The organism is Mesorhizobium sp. SARCC-RB16n, from assembly GCF_008520305.1.
Classification (GTDB): Bacteria; Pseudomonadota; Alphaproteobacteria; order Rhizobiales; family Rhizobiaceae; genus Mesorhizobium.
Genome location: NZ_ML703271.1, coordinates 14,166 through 34,857 on the forward strand (window position 1 = coordinate 14,166; position 20,692 = coordinate 34,857).

Sequence of the window (20,692 nt, forward strand, 5' to 3'; positions counted from 1 at the left end):
TCAAGGAATAAATTATTCCAATTTCGATTGACAGCCAAGAACGCAGAATTAATTCTCAAACTCGACCGGATCAAAGTGCGGGATTCGGAGCAGGTCGCCGGGTGTGGCGCTCATCATCAAGGTTTCAGCCATGGACAGATTGCGGATCGTTGGCGGGCAGAGACTGCAAGGCGCGGTCACCATATCGGGCGCCAAGAATGCCGCCTTGCCGCAGATTGCGGCTGCGCTGCTCAGCCCCCACCCGCTCGAACTGACCAACTTGCCTGACGTGACCGATGTCGAAAACATGCTCGGCGTGGTGCGGCTTCACGGCGCCGAAATCACTCGGTCCGCCCATGCTGCAACGATCGACACAAGTGCCGCCGTTTCCAAGGAGACGTCCTACGATACGGTTCGGAAGATGCGGGCGACGGTGCTCGTCCTGGCGCCCTTGCTGGCCCGGTTCGGCCATGCCCGGGTTTCGCTGCCGGGCGGTTGCGCGATCGGCGCGCGGCCGGTCGACATGCATGTCGCAGCACTCACCGCACTCGGCGCCAGGATCGCCATCGAGAACGGCCTGATCGTCGCCTCGGTGCCGAACGGATTGACCGGCACCCGCATCGTGCTCCCCTCGCCATCGGTCGGGGCGACGGAAACCGCCATGATGGCGGCGACCGCTGCCAAGGGCGAAACCGAGATCCTCAACGCCGCGCGCGAACCGGAAGTGGCTGACCTCGCCGCTTGCCTCAACGCCATGGGCGCGCGCATCGAGGGCGCCGGCACGCACCGCATCCTGATCGCGGGCTACACCAACTGGCACGCCGCCAGGCACGACATCATCCCCGACCGCATCGAGGCCGGCACCTATGCCATTGCCGCCGCGATCACCGGTGGCCAACTCGAACTGACGCACGCCCGGCTCGAACACATGGCCTCGGTGGTGCAATTGCTGGAGGCCACCGGCGTCAGCGTCTGGCCGGGCGACCGGGGGCTCATCGTCTCGCGCGACCGGCCGCTCAAGGCAGCCGACCTCACCACAGAACCTTATCCGGGCTTTCCGACCGACCTGCAGGCGCAGTTCATGGCGCTGATGTGCTGCGCAGAGGGTGCCTCGCTGCTGCGCGAAACCATCTTCGAGAACCGCTTCATGCATGTGCCCGAACTGATGCGGCTCGGCGCCAACATCAAACTGCAAGGCACCATGGCGCTGGTGCGCGGCGGCGAGAAACTGCACGGCGCGCAGGTGATGGCCACAGACCTGCGCGCTTCGGTATCGCTGGTGCTGGCGGCGCTGATCAGTGAAGGCGAGACCATCATCAACCGCGTCTATCACCTCGACCGCGGCTATGAGCAACTCGACCGCAAGCTGCGCCTGTGCGGCGCCGACATCGAGCGGCTGGGCGCATGAGCGGCGACGCGATTTATTTTCTCGGCGTCGATGGCGGCGGCACCGGTTGCCGCGCCCGCCTCGAGGACGCGCAAGGCATGGTGCTGGGACAGGGCCTGTCCGGCCCGGCGACGACGCGGCTCGGCATCGAGGCAGCCTGGGCCTCGATCGCGAAAGCCTTCGGCGCGGCGGTCGATGAAGCGGGTTTCGCACCAGCCGAAACCGCCCGCATCCATGCCGGCATCGGCCTTGCCGGCATCGGCCGCAAAGGCGCGCTGGAGGCGTTGCGGGCAATAGCGCATCCCTTTGCCAGCATCGATTTCGTCAGCGACGGCGTCGGTGCCTGTCTTGGCGCGCATTCCGGTCAGGACGGCGCCATCGTCGTTGCCGGGACAGGCTCGATCGGCCTCGGCTTTGTCGAGGGCCGCGACCTGCGCGCCGGCGGCTACGGGTTTCCGATCTCCGACGAGGGCAGCGGCGCCGACCTTGGACTGAAAGCCGTGCAGCTGGCGCTGCGCGCCCATGACGGCCGGCACGAACGGACGGCGCTGCTGGCGGAGGTCATGCAACGCTTCGCGGGCGACCCTATGGAGGCCGTCGCCTGGATGGACCGCGCCAGCGCCACGGACTATGCCGCACTTGCACCCATGGTGATGCGCCATGCCGACCAGGGTGACCCTGTCGGACGCCGCATCGTGCAAGGTGCCGCCGAGCAGATCGACACGCTTGTGCGGGTACTGTTCGAAAAAGGCGCGCCGCGCGTGACCTTGCTGGGCGGCCTCGCCAGCCCGCTCGAGCCCTGGCTTTCCCCTGATGTGCGCCGCCGCCTGAAGCCCGCTGACGGCGACGCCGTGTCCGGCGCGATCATTCTTGCCAAGAGGTCGGTTTGCGGGTGATACGCTGGCAACAGTAGGAATAAAATATTCCAAATCTCTGTTGACGGTGTGAATATCAAATTCTAAAAGGTTAATAAAGAGAAGCTGCGATGACGGACCCAGGTCTGTTTGCACTGGTTGCCCATCGGGCCGTGCCGGGCGCCGTGCAGCAGAATTTTGAAAGCGCTGGGATGACCGAGCAAGGGTTGATGTCTGAGCTGGATCGGCTGGTTTCCGAGGGCCGGAACCCAAGGACCGTCGACATCGACCTGCTGCCGACCATCGACGTCCTGCGCAGGATCAATGACGAGGACCGGCTTGTCCCGGCAGCCATCGAAAAGGTCCTGCCGGAAATCGCCGCCGCGGTGAACCGCATCGTGCTCGCCTTCCAGAAAGGCGCGCGGCTTGTCTATATCGGCGCCGGCACCAGCGGCCGGCTTGGCGTGCTCGACGCTTCGGAATGCCCGCCGACATTCGGCGTGCCCGAAGGCATGGTGGTCGGCCTGATCGCCGGTGGGTCCGACGCGCTGGTGCGCTCGCTCGAAGGCGCCGAGGATGACCCGAAGATGGGCGCGAAGGCCTTGCAGGACATCACGCTCACACCTGATGACGTGGTGGTCGGCATCGCGGTCAGCGGACGCACGCCCTATGTGGTCGGCGGCCTGCTCTATGCCAAGCAGATCGGCGCGACGACAGTCGCGCTGTCCTGCAATCCGGCATCGACCATTGCCGGCATCGCCGACATCGCCATCTCGCCTGTCGTCGGCCCCGAAGTGCTCACCGGCTCGACGCGGCTGAAGTCGGGAACCGCGCAGAAACTGGTGCTCAACATGCTGACCACGGCCTCGATGATCCGCATCGGCAAGAGCTACCAGAATCTGATGGTCGACCTGAACCCGTCGAACAGGAAGCTGGTCGCCCGCGCGATCAGGATCGTCATGCAGACGACCGGTTGTACCGCGCCGCAGGCGCGACAGGCGCTCGACCGGACCGGCAATGATGTCAAGCTGGCGATCCTGGTGACCATCACCGGCCTCGACGTCGAGGCGGCGCGGGCCGCTCTGGTCAAGGCCGGAGGGTTCCTGCGAAAGGCGATCAGGGACGAAGCGACCTGAGGCCGGATAAGACGTGACGGCGTGAAGCCGCTTTAGACAAGACGGCGTCAAGCCGCATAGACTGGGCCGATATTCCAAAGCATGTGTGTCTTGGAAGCGGTCCACAGAAACTGCAAGGCATCAAGTCAAGTCATAATGGGAGACGAAAATGGTAAGGCACCTCACAAGAACACTGCTTTCGGGCATTACCCTTGCCGCGATGCTCGGCATCGCGACAGTTTCGACGCAGGCGGCGACGCTGCATATGGCCTGGTCGCAGGACGCCACCGGGCTTGATCCGCACAAGCAGACGGCGTTCTCGTCGCTGCGGCTTTTGGAGCTCATCTATGAACCGCTGGTGCGGGTCGACGCCAGTCTGCAGATCATTCCCGCCATCGCCACCTCCTGGGAATTCTCCAAGGACGGCAAGGAACTGACCTTCAAGCTTGATCCCAAGGCGAAATTCCAGGACGGCGCGGCGGTTACCTCCGCCGACGTCAAGGCATCGTTCGAGCGTATCCTCGACGAGAAGACGGGAGCAGCGGCGCGCGCCAACTTCCTGTCGATCGCCAGCATCGACACGCCGGATGCAGCGACCGTCGTGTTCCACCTCTCGCAACCCGACGTGCCAATCCTGACGGCGATGAGCGACGTCAACGCGGCCATCGTTCCGGCGGCTGAAATCAAGGCCGGCTCGATCGGCACCAAGACGGTCGGCTCCGGCCCGTTCAAGCTCGACAAATGGGACCCCAACGCCAAGGAAGTCTTGAGCGCCAACAAGAACTGGGCCGGGGGTGCTACCGGCGTCGACGGCATCGAGATCAGCGTGCTGCCCGACGAGGCGGCGATCCTCGCCGCCATGCGTACCAAGCAGATCGATTTCGCCCTGCTCAACGATCCGCTCGTCGCCACGCTGGTGCCGAAAGAAGCCAACCTGCAATTGAACCGTGTACCGGTGCTTGCCTATAACGTGCTGCAGCTCAACCCGTCGCGCAAGCCGATGACCGAGCTCAAGGTGCGCCAGGCTATCTCCTGCGCCATCGACCGGCAGGAGGTGCTGGACACTGCCGCGCTGGGCGAAGGCAAGGTCACCGGGCCGCTGACCATCCCGGCGTTCGCCACCGACCCGAGCCAGTTGTTCTGCTACAAGCGCGATGTCGAAAAGGCCAAGAAGCTGATGGCCGAGGCCGGCTTTGCCGACGGCTTTTCGGCGACCGTGATCGGCGCCACCGGCGAGCCGCCGACGGCGGCGGCGGAAGCCCAGGTCATCCAGTCGCAACTGGCTGAAATCGGCGTCAAGCTCGACATCAAGATGATGGAGCTCAACGTTTATGTCGATGCCTGGCTGAAGGGCGATTTCGACATGGCGATCGCGCTCAACGGCGGCCGCGCCGATCCCTATACGATGTACAACCGCTACTGGACCAAGGCTGGCAATCTGCAGAAAGTAGCGAACTACATCGACGATACGCTGGACAGCCAGATGCAGCAGGGCCGCGCCGAGACCGATCCGGCCAAACGCAAGGCGATCTTCGCCGCGTTCGAGAAGCACCTCGCCGAAATGTCGCCCTGGATCTGGCTCTACACCTCCTACAGCTATACGGCCCAGCAGAAGAACATCGCGCGCTTCGTGCCGACGCCGACCGGCACGCTGTTCAGCCTGAGCAAGGTTACCATCAAGCAGTAGCCGCTACAGGCGAGAGGACTTCTTCGCGTGACCTATCTCTTGCGACGACTGGCGACGTTTCCTCTCGTCCTGCTTGGCGTATCCATCCTGGTCTTCGTCGCGATCCGGATGGTGCCTGGCGATTCGATCACGGCGATGCTGGGAACCGAGGCCGGCCTGCTGACGCCGGCGCAACGCGATTCGCTCGCCGCCTATTTCGGGATCGACCAACCCTGGTTCGTTCAGTACTGGCGCTGGATCGGCGGCATCCTGCACGGCAATTTCGGCATCTCCGTCACCTATGGCAGGCCGGTTCTCGACGTCATCCTCGAGCGCTTCCCGCTAACCCTTGAGCTGGCCGTGCTGTCGATGATCATCGCGCTTCTCGTCGGCATGCCGGCCGGCATCTACGCCGCCACGCACAACGAAAAACTGTCCGATCTCGGCGTGCGCGTCGCCGCCATGATCGGCCAGTCGACGCCGAGCTTTGTGCTTGGCCTGTTGATCATCTACACGCTGTCGGCCGGCTTCGGCGTGCTGCCGGCGATGGGCGAATTCGCGCCGCTCTGGCAGGATCCCTTGCGCAATCTCAGCCAATTGATCCTGCCCGCGATCACGCTCGGCTTCGCCTTCGCGGCGTCCGTCACCCGCATAGCGCGCTCGGCGATGCTCGACGTGTTGAGCGACGACTATGTGCGCACAGCCCGCAGCAAGGGCGCCTCGGCGCGCAGCGTCATCTGGCGGCACGCTTTGCCCAATGCGCTGATCCCGGTCGTGACGCTGAGCGGCATCGAGTTCGGCTATCTCCTGGGCGGCGCCGTCATCGTCGAGCAGATCTACGCCCTGCCCGGCCTCGGACGCATGGTGCTCGACGCCATCCTCCAGCGCGACTACGCGCTGGTGCAGGGAACCGTGCTGTTCATCGCCTTCAACTTCATGATCGTCAATCTCCTGGTCGACCTCGCCTATGTCGCGCTCGATCCGCGCATCCGGCTGGGGGAACAGTGATGCGCATCCTGCGTGCCATTTTCGGCCATGGCAGCGGCCGCATCGGCGGTGTCATCGTCGGCATCTATCTCGTGCTCGCCATCCTCGGCCTGCTCGGGCTGACGCCGCACAATCCAATCACGCAGTACCGTATCGACCGGCTTCATGCGCCCAGCGCCGCTTACTGGATGGGGACCGACCTGTTCGGCCGCGACGTCGCCAGCCGCCTGATGGCGGGCATCGGCCAGTCCTTTACGGTCGCCTTCTTCTCGGTGGCATTCGCGGCGCTTGCCGGGACAGTCCTGGGGTTGGCCGCCGCCTGGCTTGGGCGCCGCTGGGACGGCGTGCTGATGCGGATCATGGATGTGCTGCTGGCCTTCCCGGCGATCCTTCTGGCGCTGCTCATCGTCACCGTCGCCGGACCGGGCACATGGACCAGCGTCGTTGCCATCGGCATCGTCTACACGCCGATCTTCACGCGGGTGGTGCGCGGCCCGGCCCTGTCGCTCAAGACACGCGAATTCGTCGACGCCGCGCGCACCTTCGGCAGCAGTTCAAGCTACATCGTCACGCGGCACCTTTTGCTCAACCTCGTGGCGCCGCTCACCGTGCAGGTGACGCTGGCGCTGGCCTGGGCGCTGCTGACCGAAGCCGGCTTGAGCTTCCTCGGCCTCGGCACGCAGCCGCCCGCCGCGTCGCTCGGCCTGATGCTGAGCGATAGCCGCAATTTGATGGAGACGGCACCTTGGCTGATGATCTTCCCAGGCCTGGCGATCATGATCAGCATCCTCGGCTTCAACCTGCTGGGCGATGCCTTGCGCGACATCCTCGACCCGAAGATGCGGAGAGCGTTGGCATGACCCCGCTCCTGTCGATCTCTGATCTGCGCGTCGGCTTCGGCCGCAATCCGAAAGCCAATGAGGTGGTGCGCGGCGTCAGTTTCGAAATCGCCGATGGCGAGACGCTGGCCATTGTCGGCGAAAGCGGCTCGGGCAAATCGGTCACGGCATTGTCGATCAACCGGCTCGTCGATTTTGGTGGCGGCCGCATCACCGGTGGCTCGATGAAGCTCAAGCGGCGCGACGGCAGCCTCTTCGACCTGACGGGCGCGACCGAGGCCAAACTGGCCGGCATTCGCGGTGCGGAAATCGGCATGATCTTCCAGGAGCCGATGACATCGCTCAACCCGGTACTGACCATCGGCACCCAGATCGAGGAATCGTTCCGCCTGCATCGAGGGCTGACCGGCCGGCAAGCTACCGCGGCAGCCAGGGACGCGCTCGACCGCGTGCGCATTCCCGACGCCGCGCGACGGCTGAAATACACACCCAACCAGTTGTCCGGCGGCATGCTGCAGCGGGTGATGATCGCCATTGCACTCGCCTGCAACCCCCGTCTGCTGATCGCCGACGAGCCGACGACGGCGCTCGACGTCACGGTGCAAGCGCAAATCATGGCGCTGCTGGCCGAGTTGAAACGCGAAAGCGGCATGTCGATGGTCTTCATCACGCACGACATCGGCCTGGTCGCCGGCATCGCCGACAAGGTGATGGTGATGCAGAACGGGCAGGCTGTCGAACAGGGCGAACTGAACCAGATCCTCGACAGCCCCCAGCATCCCTACACACAGCATCTGCTGCTGGACGTGCCGCATTTCGCCAGCGGCCGGGCGACACGCGCGGACGGACAGCGCGACAAGGGCGAGAACACGCAACCGGCCTTGAAGGTCGATGGTCTCGTCGTGCGGTTTCCGCTCAAGAGCAGTTTCTTCAGCCGCGCCACCGGCGCGGTACACGCGGTCGACGGCGTCGATTTCGACCTGATGCAAGGCGAGACGCTGGCTATCGTCGGCGAGAGCGGTTCGGGCAAATCGACCACCGCCAAGGCGCTTCTCGGGCTGGTGCGATCGACGCGTGGCAGCTTCTCCGTCGCCAGCCGAAAGGCGTCGGCGGAGCGCAGCGCCAAACCCTTGCAGATGGTGTTCCAGAACCCATACGCTTCGCTCAACCCAAGGCTGACCATCGAGAGCATTCTGGCCGAACCGGTGATCGCCACCGGTGGTCGCGTGGATGCCGAAACGGGGGCCAGAATGGCGAGCCTGCTCGAACGCGTCGGCCTGCCCAAGAACAGCCTGGAGCGATATCCGCATGAATTCTCCGGCGGTCAGCGGCAAAGGCTGTGTATTGCCCGAGCACTGATGCTCAACCCGTCCGTCGTCGTTCTCGACGAAGCGGTGTCGGCGCTCGACGTCTCGGTGCAGGCCAAGGTGCTGGAGTTGCTGGTCGACCTGCAGCGCGAGTTTGGGCAGGCCTACCTGTTCATCTCGCACGACATGGCGGTGGTCGAACGGATTGCCCACCGCATCGCCGTCATCTATGCCGGCCAGATCGTCGAGATTGGCGACGCGCGGTCCGTGCTGTCGAAGCCGAAACATTCTTATACGAAGAAGCTGATCGCCGCCGTTCCGACCATCGACCGGCGGCACGAGCATTTCGAGATCGACACGCGCCAGGTGCCCTCACTGGTGCGCCCGCAGGGGTTTGAACCGGCACCGGCGAGATGGGAGCGGTTCGGAGGGGATCACATGGCAAGGGCGGAGGCGTAATGGACGGTACGCTGGAATACGGGGGGTCGGCGGGACAGAGGGGCGCCGTAGAGCGCTACCTCTCCGAAGGAGGCGGCATTGAGTAGCCTCTCCCGGCTCTTCGATCGAGCGTTCGCATCCCTCGTAGCGGCAGTGACCGCCAAGCGAATCCCCGGCGGCGTGCTCGGCATTGTCGACAGGAATGGCGAACGTATCGTCCGGTCCATCGGCTCGGCGCAGCTCGTGCCGAAGCCGCGGCCGATGCGGGAGGACACCTGGTTCGACCTGGCGTCCTTGACCAAGGTGATCTTCACCACGCCGCGCATCCTGGCGCTGGCGAAGGACGGCATCATCGACCTCGACGCGCCGCTGACCTCGGTGCTTCCCGACCTTCGCCAGTATGACGCGAACGCCTGGGAGCGGAAGGTGACCTTCCGCCAGTGTCTCGGCCACCAGACACCCTTCCCGGCCGTCGAGCCGATCTACACCTACGGACGCGACCCCGAGCTGCTGCGCGCCTTCCTCCTGCAGCGCGAATGGCGGGCGCGCGACCCGGTTTACTCCGACATCAACTTCATCCTGCTCGGCTTTGCGCTCGAGCGGCTGTCAGGCAAGAGCATGCGCGACCTGGAGCCTGGCCCTGGCTTTGCCTGGTCCACGGAACCCGATGCCGCCGCAGCGACCGAGGACTGCACCTGGCGCCACCGCGTGCTGTCGGGCGAGGTCCATGACGACAATTGCTCGGCGCTGCAGGGCGCGGGTCATGCCGGCCTGTTCGGCACGGCCGCTTCGGTGCTCGATTTCGCGCAAGGGCTTTTAGACGGCAGCGGCGCATCCAAGCGCTCAATCGCGCTGATGCGCGAGCCGTTGTCCGCGACTCGCACCCATGGTTGGGAGCGCCCCTATGAGGGCTGGTCCGGCGGAGCCATGTGCAGCCCGGGAACGATCGGCCATACCGGCTTTACCGGCACCGGACTGTGGATCGACTTCGACAAGGGCAAGGCTTGGACCTTGCTCACCAACCGCATTCATCCGACACGTCACTTCGACAGCGGCATCGTCTCGCTGCGGCAGGCGGTCGGCGATCTCGTCAACAGGGACTAGGAAGCGACCATGGAACCAATCTGGGCCGTCGGCCTGATGACCGGCACCGTGCTTGACGGCAACATCGACGTGGCGCTGATCAAGACCGACGGCGAGCGGATCGACGATTTCGGCACCTACCGGCTGATGCCTTATCCCCTGTCGATCCGCTCCTTGCTGGAGGAGACGCTGACGGCGGCACGGGCCTGGAATTTTGTCGGACCGGAACCGGCGATCTTCCGCAAGGCGGAAGAGGCACTGACGCGTGCCCAGTCGGCGGCGGTCAAGGAATTGGTCGAGGGCCACGGCATGACGATGGCCGAGATCGGCGTCGTCGGATTTCACGGCCAGACCGTGCTGCATCGCGCGCCGCAGGTCGGACGGCTCGGCCAGACCCGGCAGCTCGGCGACGGCGAACTGATGCATGCCTTGCTGGGCACCAAGGTTGCCTATGATTTCCGTTCGGCCGACATGCGGGCTGGCGGACAAGGCGCGCCCTTGGCCGCCGCCTATCACACCGCGCTGATGCGCGGCGCCGGCGCCAGTGGGGAGGTGGCCGTGCTCAATCTCGGCGGCGTCGCCAACATCACCTGGTGGGACGGCGCCGACAATGTCATCGCCTTCGATACCGGCCCCGCCAACGCGCCACTCAACGATTTCATCAAGTCGAAAGGACTCGGCGAAATGGACCGCGACGGCGCGCTTGGTCGCGCGGGCCTGGTGGACGAAGCCCGGCTCGCCAAGCTGTTGCAGCATCCCTATCTGACCAAGCTGTATCCAAAGTCACTCGACCGTTTCGACTTCGGCGCGGCCATGGCCGACGGGCTGAGCGCCGAGGATGGCGCGGCCTTGCTCACCGCCTTCACCGCGTCGGCTGTCGGCAAGGCGCTCGACCTTCTGCCAAGCCGGCCGAAGAAGCTGGTGGTCAGCGGCGGCGGGCGCCACAACCCGACGATGATGGCGATGCTGGCCAGCCGCGCCGGCGTCGAGGTGGTGCTGGCCGAAAGCCTCGGCTGGAGCGGCGACGCGGTGGAGGCGGAGTGTTTTGCTTTCCTCGCCGTGCGCGTCCTGCGCGGCCTGCCGATCAGCTTCCCGAGCACGACCGGCGCACCGCAGCCGATGCGTGGCGGAAAGCTGGCGGGCTGATCAATCCGTCGACAGCTTCTTCTGCAGGAAGATGCGGCTGCGCCCTACGGGAAAGTCAGCAAGCGATCCGAAGGGCTGATAGCCCTGGCGCTGATAGACCTTGGCGGCGTTCGGGCTGAATGTGTCGATCAACGCGCCATGGCAGCCGCGCGACGCCGCCTCCTGTTCGGCCGCGTCGAGCATCTGGCCCGCCATGTGCTGGCCGCGCAGCCTTTCGTCGACCCACAGCCACTGCACGTAGAGCCAGCCCCAGGCGGTGTAACCCGAAATGCCGGCGACCACCGCACCGTCCTCGTCGCGTACGAACACCGCCAGCGCTTTCCTCTGGGAAGGCCCGACATCGCTGTCGTTGAACGCCGTCAGCCGTTCACTGAGAAAGGCGAGTTCTTCCGGCAGGGGATTTGCCGTCGTTTCAAGTGTCGTTTTCATGGCTTTTTCGGATTGCGCGGTTGGAGGTGTCAGGAGGGGCGGAAGTCGGATGCGGCGATGCCATAGCGCTTGAGCTTGTCGTAGAACGTCTTGCGCGGCACGCCGAGAGCTTCGATAGCGCCGCGCACGTCGCCGCCATGATCGCGCAGCGCGTCGCGGATGAGTTGCGCCTCGTATTGCCCGACCCGCTCGGGCAGCGCAGCGGCAGGCTCCGGCAGCCGCGCGATTGCCCTGGCTTCGTCATCGGGACCAAGGCCGAGCGCGACGCGATCGGCGAAATGGGCGAGTTCGCGCACGTTGCCCGGCCAATCATGGGACTGGAGATGATTGCTCACGGCGGCATTCGCCTTGGCAACGGGCCGGCCGAAGCGCTCCGCCGCCTTGCCGAGGAAATGGCCGAACAGCATCGGAATATCGCCGCGTCGCTCGCGCAGGGGCGGGATGCGCAGCGTCACCACGTTCAGGCGAAAATAGAGATCCTCGCGGAAATCGCCGCGCTGCTCGGGCCGACCGAGATCGACCTTGGTCGCCGCGACGACCCGGAGATCGAGGCGCCGTGTCTCGTTCGAGCCGAGCGGGGTGAGGCTCCGCGTCTCCAGCAGCCGCAAGAGCTTGACCTGCAGCGCCGGCGGCATGGATTCGATCTCGTCGAGGAACAGCGTGCCTCCGCTGGAGTGCTCGACGCGGCCGATCCGCCGCCGCTGCGCGCCCGTGAAAGCTCCGGCCTCATGCCCGAACAGCTCGCTCTCGATGACGGTCTCCGGCAGAGCGCCGCAGTTCAGCGCCACGAAGGGCTTTGCGCGCCGCCGGCCCCACCGGTGCAGGAGGTCGGCCACGACTTCCTTGCCGGTTCCAGTCTCCCCTTCCACCAGCACGTCGACATCCATGTCGGCGATCTGGCGCAAGGTCTCGCGCAAGCGCCTTATGGCGGGGGCTTCGCCTATCAGCGGCAGGCTATCGGCGGCAAGGGCGGCGGCTTCGCGCAGTCGCCGGTTCTCCATGACCAGCCGCCGCTTCTCGCTCGCCCTTCTCAGCGCCTCGACAAGACGATCGCTGGCATAAGGTTTTGGAATGAAATCATAGACACCGTCCTTGAGCGCGGCGACCGCGAGATCGACATCGCCATGCCCGGTGACCAGGATCACCGGTAAGTCCGCGTCGATCGCCTTGACGCGGTCGAAGAGCTGCAAGCCGTTCATGCCGGGCATGCGGATATCGCTGACGACCACACCCTCGAAGTCCCTGTCGACGACACCAAGCGCCGCCTCGGCGGCGTCGAGCGCGATCACCGTGAAACCGGCAAGTTCGAGCAGTTGCGTGGTGGCATGCAGCAGGTCGGCATCGTCATCGACGAGCGCCACCAGCCCTGATCCCTGCGTCATTCGATCCGCCTCAAGTCGATGGTGAAGGATGCGCCACCGGCGGTGCCGGGGTCGAGCCGCAGCGTGCCGCCCAATTCCTGGGCGATCTCCTGCGAGATCACCAGGCCGAGGCCAAGCCCCTTCTCCTTGGTGGTCTGGAACGGCATGAACAGATTGCCGGCGGCTTCCGGCCCGAGGCCGGGACCATTGTCGCGCACCGAAATCAGGACCCTGTCGCCACGCTCGGCGATATCGATCTCGATGCGGGGATCGGGCCGGTCCTTCATGGCGTCCAGCGCGTTCTGCAACAGGTTGACGAGGATTTGCTCCAGCCGGATGCGGCTCGCCATCACCAATGGCGATGCGGTGCCGCGCGGCTTGACGACGGTGACACCGGAATCGCGGATGCGGCCGGACAGAAGCGACAGTGCGCCCTCGATCGCCTCGCGGACCGGCAGCGGTGATGCAGCAGTGCCGGGCCTGCGGGCGAAGGTGCGCAGCGTGCCGGTGATGGCGCCGATGCGTTCGGTCATCGAGACGATCGAGGTCAGATTGCCGCTCGCCGGTTCGGTCTTGCCGGCCTCGAGAAAACGGCCAGCATTCTCGGCATAGGTGCGGATCGCGGCGACCGGCTGATTGATCTCATGCGCCACACCGGCAGCGATCTGGCCAAGGATGGAGAGCCGGTTGGCCTGAGCGAGATCGTCGCGCAGCCGGCGGACCTTGGCCTCGGCGTTTTCGCGCTCGGCGATTTCGCCGGCAAGTGCCATGTTCGATCGCGTCAATTCAGCTGTCCGGGTGCTGACCCTGCTCTCGAGCTCGGTATTCATGCGCGCCAGCGCCTCCTGCCGCAGCCGGCGTGTGCGGCGGCGCCGGGTGAAGACGTAGGCAAGCAGCCCCATCAGCAGCAGCCCCAGCAGTGTCGTCAGGCGCGCCGTGTTGGCGGCGGACGTCAGGGCTGCGTCGGCAGGCGTCAGCAGCCACAGGCGCCAGCCGGGGACGGCACCGGGCAAGTCCTGCACCACCTCGACGAACCGGCGCGATTTTCCGGCTTCCTCGATTGTCGCCAGGCCGTCTCCGGCGCCACGCCGTATCGGCAGCGGTTCGAAGGCGGCGGCGTCCAGTTGAAGCTGGCCACGCGCGGCGGCGGCGTCCGCGGCGGAGAGCGGCGCCAGCGCATGGAACCGCCAGTCGGGCTGGCTGGTGGCCAGAACGACACCACGCTCGTCGGTGACGAAAACGAGAAAGCCGCTCGCGCGCCAATTGGCCTCGACACCGCCGAGTTCGACCTTCAGAACCGCCACGCCAAGCGGTTTGCCGTCATCGTCGACACGGCCGGCAAGGTAGAGCCCGGGCTTGCCGCTTATCGTGCCTAGGCCATACTGGCTGGCCGCGCCCTTGGCCATCGCATCGGCGAAATAGTGGCGAAAATTATAGTCGATGCCGACAAAGCTGTCCGGCTGGCCGGCATTGCTGGCTGATATGGCCATGCCCGCCGTATCGATGACATAGATGGCGGAGGCCGACGCATCGCCGGCTATGGCCTTCAGCTTGGCGTCGAGAGCTGTTTCCTCTACATTCCCGGCACGGCGCAGCGCGTCGCGCACCGCATCGTCGCGCGCCAGCACCAGCGGCACGAGACGCTGCTTTTCGATTTCGCCGGTCAGGGTTCCCGCCGCCAAAGGCAAGGCGGCCAATGCCCCATCGCGCAGGTTGCCGGCTGCCTGACCCTCGGCGATGCGCCCGGCAATGGCAACGGCGCCGGCCAGCATCGCGAGCGCGATTGCCAGAAGCAACCAACGGCCGCCGCGCGCTACCGCTTCTTGCAGCAGGCCGCGGCCAGCAAACCCTGGGAATTCGCTATCGATGCGCTGTCGCGGCGTCGGCCCTCTCCTTTGCTCCCCGGCTTTGGCCCCAGTCTAATGCGAAATTCCGCCAGGGCAAATATGGCCTGTGCGGAAATCCGCACACGCCTCCGCCGAAAGCAGGGCGGAAGTGGCTGAAACCCCAGGATTCCAGCCTAGTCGTCGTCTGGCACGGCGCTTGCAAAAGTCCTTGCAGCGGCGGGCGACCGGAACGCCGCGATGGGAGAAGTCACGCAGGGCGGGTTCCGTCCATCCGGCCAGGGAGAGTTCGATGCATATCGCAGACCAATCCGCCGCGCCCGCCGCGCGGCGCAAGCCCCTCTATGCCCAACTCTACGTCCAGGTGCTGGTGGCGATCACCGTCGGCATCCTGCTCGGCCATTACTATCCGTCGATCGGCGAAAGCATGAAGCCGCTCGGCGATGCCTTCATCAAACTGGTCAAGATGATCATCGCCCCGGTCATCTTCCTGACGGTCGCAACCGGCATCGCCGGCATGAGCGACCTGCAGAAGGTCGGGCGCGTCGCCGGCAAGGCGATGCTCTACTTCCTTACCTTCTCGACTTTGGCACTGATCATCGGCCTTGTCGTGGCCAATGTCGTGCAGCCGGGCGCCGGCTTCAACATCGACCCGGCGACGCTCGACGCCTCGACGGTCAACACTTACGCCGCCAAGGCACATGACCAGTCGGTCACCGGCTTCCTGATGAACATCATTCCCGGCACGATCGTCGGCGCCTTCGCAGACGGCGACATCCTGCAGGTGCTGTTCTTCTCGGTGCTGTTCGGCATCGCGCTGGCGCTGGTCGGTGACCGGGGCGCACCGGTGCTCAATTTCCTGCAGGCGCTGATGGCGCCGATGTTCAAGCTGGTCAGCGTGCTGATGAAGGCAGCCCCCATTGGCGCGTTCGGCGCCATGGCCTTCACCATCGGCAAATACGGCATCGGCTCGGTCATCAACCTCGCCATGCTGGTCGGCACCTTCTACGCGACCTCGTTCCTGTTCGTGTTCGTCGTGCTCGGTGCCGTCTGCCGCTACAACGGCTTCTCGATCCTGTCCCTGATCCGCTACATCAAGGAAGAGCTCCTCCTGGTGCTTGGCACATCATCGTCGGAAGCCGCCCTGCCCTCGCTGATGGAGAAGATGGAAAAGGCCGGCGCCAAGCGCTCGGTGGTCGGGCTGGTCATCCCGACCGGCTATTCCTTCAATCTCGACGGCACCAACATCTACATGACGCTGGCGGCGCTGTTCATCGCCCAGGCGACGAACATCCATCTGTCGATGTCAGACCAGATCCTGCTGCTGCTGGTGGCGATGCTGTCGTCGAAAGGCGCCGCGGGCATCACTGGCGCCGGCTTCATCACCTTGGCCGCCACGCTTTCGGTCGTGCCCTCGGTGCCGGTCGCCGGCATGGCGCTGATCCTCGGTGTCGACCGCTTCATGTCGGAATGCCGGGCGCTGACCAACTTCGTCGGCAATGCGGTGGCAACGCTGGTCGTGGCGCGCTGGGAAGGCGAACTCGACGAGGCCAAGCTGGCCAGCGCATTGGCTGGCACGGTCGACGACAGCCTGCCGGCGGACATCGTTCCCGCCGAGTGATCCGCCGTTCCGCGAATGACGATGGCCGCAAGCACCCAGCTTGCGGCCATCGTCCATGTCAGTGACGTCAGGTGGTCTTGCCCAGCGGCGCCAGCGCTTTGCCCTCGGCGCCGAAGAGATGGCAGCGCGACGGATCGACTTGCAGCGCGATCGGGCCGCGCACTTTGAGCTCAGCCATTGAAGTCCCTCCTCGTGTCCGGATATGTGCTTGGGCCGACGGGCATGCGAGCCGCCAACGTGCCCAAATCATCGAACAGCACCAGGCTGGCCGCGCCGACCAGCCCGGCATGGCGGCCGAGCTGGGCCTGGACAACCGGCACGTCGCGATAGGCGCGCATGGCGCGCTGGCGGATGGTCGCCCCGATGACGGGCGCCATCAGGTCAAGGCCGTTGGCGATACCGCCGCCGACGACCAGCACGTCGGGCGAATAGAGATGCAGGAGATTGGTGAAGCCGACGCCGAGCCAGCGCGCCTCCTCCTCGAGCAGGGCCAGAGCGAGATCGTCCTGCAGCCGCGCGGCCTCGACCACGTGTCGGCCCGTGACCTCGGCGTTGGCCGAGAGGCGCCGCAGCGTCGAGCCGTCCAGGGGCGACGTCGCGGCATTGGCGCGGCGGCCGAGCGCTGTCCCCGAGGCGATGGCCTCGAAGCAGCCGACGACGCCGCACACGCAGCGCTCGCCTTCATTGGTGATGGTCATGTGGCCGATCTCGGCGGCCAAACCGCGGCGGCCGTGCAGGATGCGTCCGTCGGCGACGACACCGCCGCCGATCCCGGTCGAGACGGTGACGAAGACCAGCGAGCGAGCGCCGTGGCCGGCACCGAAGCGCCATTCGCCGAGCGCTGCCGCATTGGCGTCGTTCTCCAACCGCACCGGCAAACCGAGCCGCCGCTCGAGGATGTCGGCCAACGGCACGTCCTGCCAGCCGGCCAGCGTCGGCGGTCCGACGGCGATGCCCGCCAGCGGATCGAGCGGGCCTGGCGCGCCGACACCGATGCCGAGGATCGACAGCGCCGGCGCCTCGGCGTGGACGGTCGCGGCCAGCGCCTCGATCTGGCCGATCACCACTTCAGGGCCAGCCTGCGCCTGCGTCGGCACCGCGGCGAAGGCCAGGATCTTGCCGTCACGATCGACCAGGGCGGCACGAAGCTCCGTGCCGCCAAGATCGATCGCGAGGGCGGCTTCAATGCTCATGCCGCGACCTTCAAACCATGCAGCCAGCCGATGCGGCCGGCGAGATCCTTGTCGCCAAAAGCGAGCGAGCCGAGCACCACGGTCTCGGCGCCGGCGGCGCGCAGCAGCGGCACGGTTTCGTGGCGGATGCCGCCATCGGCGGCGAGCACCACGGCCGCCTCGCGGCCGGCCTTCCTCAGGATGGCGCGGGCCTCCCCCAGCCTGTCGCAGGCTTTCTCCGACAGGCCCTGGCCCTTGACGCCGATCGCGGTGCCGAGAAGCGTGACGAAGGCCACCTCGGACACGAAAGGCGTCACCGCTTCGACCGGGGTCTCCAGCCTCAGCACGAGGCCGGCCTCGGCGCCGAGTCCACGTGCCAGCCGCACCGCGCGCAGACCCGCCTCGCCATTCTCGGCATGGACGCTGATCATGTCGGCGCCGGCTTCGATGAACTGGCGCGTCTGTTCTTCGACGATTGCCCCATCGACCATCAGATGGACGTGGATGGGCTTGGCCGTCAGTTTGGCAATGCGGGCGACGAGATCGGGGAAGAACAGGAAGGACGGCGCGAAGTGGCCGTCCGCCACATCGATGTGGTGCAGATCGACATAGGGTTCGATGCGCTGCAAGTCGCTCTCGAAATTGGCGAGGTTGGCCGACCAGAGCGAGAATTCGGCGATCAGACGGTCGCGCGGCAATGCGGCGATGGCGGCCGGGCCTGACAGGGGTTTCGAGATCATGACTGGTCCTGGTTGTTGAAATTTCTGTCGAGAAAGCCGCCGATGGCGGCGCGGATTTCGGTGAAATGGCGATCCTTGTCGGCGGCTTTCGGCGTTACCTCGGCGAGAGCCGCGCTGGGGATGGTTTCAGCCAGTTCGCGGGCCGTCGCCAAGGGATGGACGAGATCGATGCCGCTGCCGACGACGAGCGTGGGCATTGCAAGGCTGGCAGCTTCGGGCCGCGTCACGCCGGGTCCATCATTTGCGATCGCCTGCATCACCTCGGCAAAGACCGCCACATCTTCACGTGCGAAGAAGCCGAGCAGCGAAGCGAGATTGTCTAGCGCCTCGCTGCGAAAACGGGTTGCAGTCACCGACGAAGCGAAGGCGGCGCGCGCCTCGTCGAGCGGAAGCCGATCGATGAGTTCCGCCACTTCGACGTAAGGCTGCATATTCCCAGGCGCCGCGTCGAAGGCCCAGGCTGGACGCACGAGCACCAAACCAAGCACGCGATCGGGATGCCGGGCCGCCAGCTGCAATGCAATCGCCGCTCCCATCGAGATGCCGCCGGCGACGAAGCGCTCCACTCCGGCTGCGTCGGCGGCGGCCAGCACATCGTCGGCGAACATCGCGATCGAGAACGGACGCTTGCTGCCAGCGCCAGAGCCGCCTTGCGCACGGCATTCGACGGTCAGCCGGCGGCGCGAGGGGCAGTCGGGAAAATTCTGCGCCACCTGCGCGGCATCGCCGCCGAGACCATGCTGGAAGACGATGGGAAGGCCCTGCCCCGTATCGAAGACACGAAGCGCGGCGTCATCGCGCAGCATGATCGTCGGCGCGGCACCCATCAGAGCAATCCTCGCAGGAAAGCGGCGACGCCGGCAGCCTCGTCGGCGGACAGTCCGTGCGTGACGAGCGCGCCATCGAAACCCACGCCCTTCAACCGCGTCACGAAATCCGGGAAGTCGACGACACCTTGGCCTGATGTGGCGAAGCGGCCGTCGGCAAAACGGTCCTTGGCGTGCGCCATGGCGATGTGGCCGGCGGCCTTGTCGATCGCGGCAGCGACGATCGTGCGCGCCTCGTGCGGCGTCGCGTGCTCGAACAGGTTCGCTGGATCGAGCACGATCTTCAGGTGCTTCGAGCCCATATCCGCGATCAGGCGCGTCGCATCCGGGGCCGAGGTGACGATGTTGGCCTGCTCGGGCTCGATGCCGAGATTGACGCCGGCCTTCTCGGCCAATGCCAGCGCCTTTGCCATCTCGGCGGCCATGTCGGACCACGCGGCCGGCGTGGCGTTGTCGGGATGATACGCCCATTGATCGGCTGTGTCGCGCGATCCGGTGCAGAGCGTGACCAGCGGGATATCAAGCGCGGCGGCCGTCTCGATGACGACGCCAAGTCGCCGAAGTCCGTCGTCACGCGCAGCCTTGTCGGGATGCGCCATGTTGTAGGTGCCCGACAGCGCGGCGAGCGAAACGCCTGACGATCGCACGGCGGCGCCAATGGCGGCGACGGCATTCGCCGGCACGGCATCCGGCATCGACGGCAGGCCGGCGCAGGCGAGATTGAACTGCGTCGTTTCATATCCGGCCTGCTTCACGGCAGCCAGCACGGCAGCCGGGTCGGTGCCCGAAAAAGTCTTGGCGAAGATCCCGAGGCGCATCAGACCGCACCCGAAACCGAGGCGAGTTCAACTCGTTCGCCGGTCTCGACAGAACGGGCAATCGCCACCATGGCACGGATCGAGGCGATGCCGTCCTCGACATTGGCGCCGCGCATCGGCGCGCCGTTCAGAACCGTGTCGGCAAGACCTTCGAGCTGGCGACGGAAGAAATGGCCGTCGGCGCCAAGCGGCTTTCGCGACGTCGCGTCCCTCTCATGGAAGATGTCGACCTCGCTGGCGCGAAAGTACCAGGGATTGAACGTCTTGGCGATGACGGAGCCGTTCTCGCCATAGAGCTGAAAGCCCTCGTGCCAGTCCATGCGCACGGCGACGGTAAGATCGAGATGGCCGAGCGCGCCGCTGGCGAATTCGGTTTCGACGAACCAGCAATAGGCGCCGAAGCGCTCATTGAGGCGCGCGCGCACGGCGACGATGTCGCCGCAGAGGAAGCGCGCCGTGTCGACCAGATGCGAGCCGTGCGCCAGCATGAAATATTGCCTGAGATCGGCCTTGGGATTTCCCCCCGGCTTTTTCGCGAGCTTGCTGGTGACGGGAAGCGGCTGCACTGCATCGGTGTTGGTGTAGCGGTGGGTGGAATCGCAATACCAGGCCTTCAACGCCAGCACCTCGCCCATCTCGTCGCGGACGAAGACGCGCGCGGCCTCCAGCGCCGGGTCGAAACGCTTCATGTGGCCGACCTGCAGCACCTTGCCGGAGCGCTTCACCGCCGCGGCCAGGGCCTCGCCTTCCTCGATCGAGGTGCCGATCGGCTTTTCGCAGAGAACATGCTTGCCGGCGTCGAGCGCCTTGATCGACATCGGCACGTGATAGGCATCCGACGTGGCGACGATGACTGCTTCCAGATCTGGATCGGCCAGCATGGCGTCGTAGTCGGCATACATCTTCCGTGGTTCGTAGGTGGCGCCCATGCGGGCGAGCAGATCGGGCGCCGCGTCGCAGATGGCGTAGAGGTCGGCATTGCCGGCCTTGACGCAGGATTCCAGATGCGCGAACTGCGCGATGGGGCCGCAACCGAGCACGCCGACCCTGAGGCGTCTGTCCTGTTTCCTAATCATCGT

At 65.7% G+C, this 20,692-nt stretch carries 18 protein-coding genes; 10 read left to right on the forward strand and 8 right to left on the reverse strand.

Annotated elements, in window-relative coordinates; translation table 11 throughout:
• The first annotated feature begins 130 nt into the window (after positions 1-130).
• The 9 genes from murA to C7I87_RS19790 all read left to right on the forward strand — a co-directional run bounded on the left by murA (position 131) and on the right by C7I87_RS19790 (position 10,801).
• Positions 131-1,387: a UDP-N-acetylglucosamine 1-carboxyvinyltransferase gene (murA, locus tag C7I87_RS19750; protein ID WP_149905787.1), complete on the forward strand. Its 1,257-nt coding sequence runs from the start codon at positions 131-133 to the stop codon at positions 1,385-1,387.
• Complete coding sequence (locus C7I87_RS19755; RefSeq protein ID WP_149905788.1) at positions 1,384-2,262, forward strand: glucosamine kinase nucleotide-binding domain-containing protein; 879 nt, start codon at positions 1,384-1,386, stop codon at positions 2,260-2,262. The genes murA and C7I87_RS19755 overlap by 4 nt, the downstream gene beginning before the upstream one ends.
• Before the next feature lie 170 nt (positions 2,263-2,432).
• Positions 2,433-3,356 (forward strand): N-acetylmuramic acid 6-phosphate etherase, encoded by a 924-nt coding sequence (murQ, locus tag C7I87_RS19760; protein WP_149905950.1) that lies wholly within the window; start codon positions 2,433-2,435, stop codon positions 3,354-3,356.
• A gap of 148 nt (positions 3,357-3,504) precedes the next feature.
• A complete protein-coding gene (locus C7I87_RS19765) occupies positions 3,505-5,022 on the forward strand; it encodes an ABC transporter substrate-binding protein (protein WP_149905789.1) in 1,518 nt (505 codons plus the stop codon).
• Between the two features lie 27 nt (positions 5,023-5,049).
• Complete coding sequence (locus C7I87_RS19770; protein WP_149905790.1) at positions 5,050-6,009, forward strand: ABC transporter permease; 960 nt, start codon at positions 5,050-5,052, stop codon at positions 6,007-6,009.
• Positions 6,009-6,848, forward strand: coding sequence for an ABC transporter permease (locus C7I87_RS19775; RefSeq protein ID WP_149905791.1), 840 nt, complete (start codon positions 6,009-6,011; stop codon positions 6,846-6,848). Before C7I87_RS19770 ends, C7I87_RS19775 begins: the two co-directional genes overlap by 1 nt.
• Complete coding sequence (locus C7I87_RS19780; protein ID WP_149905792.1) at positions 6,845-8,593, forward strand: ABC transporter ATP-binding protein; 1,749 nt, start codon at positions 6,845-6,847, stop codon at positions 8,591-8,593. Before C7I87_RS19775 ends, C7I87_RS19780 begins: the two co-directional genes overlap by 4 nt.
• Positions 8,594-8,671: 78 nt before the next feature.
• Entirely contained in the window at positions 8,672-9,676 is a 1,005-nt protein-coding gene (locus C7I87_RS19785; RefSeq protein WP_149905793.1) for a serine hydrolase domain-containing protein, read from the forward strand.
• 9 nt (positions 9,677-9,685) lie between these two features.
• Positions 9,686-10,801 (forward strand): anhydro-N-acetylmuramic acid kinase, encoded by a 1,116-nt coding sequence (locus tag C7I87_RS19790; protein ID WP_149905794.1) that lies wholly within the window; start codon positions 9,686-9,688, stop codon positions 10,799-10,801.
• On the opposite strand, the gene C7I87_RS19795 is transcribed toward C7I87_RS19790, so the two are convergent.
• Genes C7I87_RS19795 through C7I87_RS19805 form a run of 3 tightly spaced genes read right to left on the reverse strand, consistent with a single transcriptional unit; the run spans position 10,802 to position 14,363 of the window.
• A complete protein-coding gene (locus C7I87_RS19795) occupies positions 10,802-11,230 on the reverse strand; it encodes a GNAT family N-acetyltransferase (protein WP_149905795.1) in 429 nt (142 codons plus the stop codon).
• Positions 11,231-11,259: 29 nt separating this feature from the next.
• A complete protein-coding gene (locus C7I87_RS19800) occupies positions 11,260-12,612 on the reverse strand; it encodes a sigma-54-dependent transcriptional regulator (RefSeq protein WP_149905796.1) in 1,353 nt (450 codons plus the stop codon).
• Complete coding sequence (locus C7I87_RS19805) at positions 12,609-14,363, reverse strand: sensor histidine kinase (protein WP_246696328.1); 1,755 nt, start codon at positions 14,361-14,363, stop codon at positions 12,609-12,611. The genes C7I87_RS19800 and C7I87_RS19805 overlap by 4 nt, the downstream gene beginning before the upstream one ends.
• Positions 14,364-14,727: 364 nt before the next feature.
• Here C7I87_RS19805 and C7I87_RS19810 point away from each other — a divergent pair, with 364 nt between their 5' ends.
• Positions 14,728-16,056, forward strand: a complete 1,329-nt coding sequence (locus C7I87_RS19810; RefSeq protein ID WP_149905797.1) for a dicarboxylate/amino acid:cation symporter — start codon at positions 14,728-14,730, stop codon at positions 16,054-16,056.
• Positions 16,057-16,226: 170 nt separating this feature from the next.
• Here C7I87_RS19810 and C7I87_RS19815 read toward each other — a convergent pair whose 3' ends face one another.
• Genes C7I87_RS19815 through C7I87_RS19835 form a run of 5 tightly spaced genes read right to left on the reverse strand, consistent with a single transcriptional unit; the run spans position 16,227 to position 20,689 of the window.
• Positions 16,227-17,249, reverse strand: a complete 1,023-nt coding sequence (locus C7I87_RS19815) for an ROK family protein (RefSeq protein WP_149905798.1) — start codon at positions 17,247-17,249, stop codon at positions 16,227-16,229.
• Positions 17,246-17,968 (reverse strand): ribulose-phosphate 3-epimerase, encoded by a 723-nt coding sequence (locus tag C7I87_RS19820; protein WP_149905799.1) that lies wholly within the window; start codon positions 17,966-17,968, stop codon positions 17,246-17,248. The genes C7I87_RS19815 and C7I87_RS19820 overlap by 4 nt, the downstream gene beginning before the upstream one ends.
• Positions 17,965-18,795 (reverse strand): alpha/beta fold hydrolase, encoded by an 831-nt coding sequence (locus C7I87_RS19825; protein WP_149905800.1) that lies wholly within the window; start codon positions 18,793-18,795, stop codon positions 17,965-17,967. The genes C7I87_RS19820 and C7I87_RS19825 overlap by 4 nt, the downstream gene beginning before the upstream one ends.
• Positions 18,795-19,613, reverse strand: coding sequence for a sugar phosphate isomerase/epimerase family protein (locus C7I87_RS19830; RefSeq protein WP_149905801.1), 819 nt, complete (start codon positions 19,611-19,613; stop codon positions 18,795-18,797). Before C7I87_RS19830 ends, C7I87_RS19825 begins: the two co-directional genes overlap by 1 nt.
• Positions 19,613-20,689, reverse strand: a complete 1,077-nt coding sequence (locus C7I87_RS19835) for a Gfo/Idh/MocA family protein (RefSeq protein ID WP_149905802.1) — start codon at positions 20,687-20,689, stop codon at positions 19,613-19,615. The genes C7I87_RS19830 and C7I87_RS19835 overlap by 1 nt, the downstream gene beginning before the upstream one ends.
• Positions 20,690-20,692: the final 3 nt, after the last annotated feature.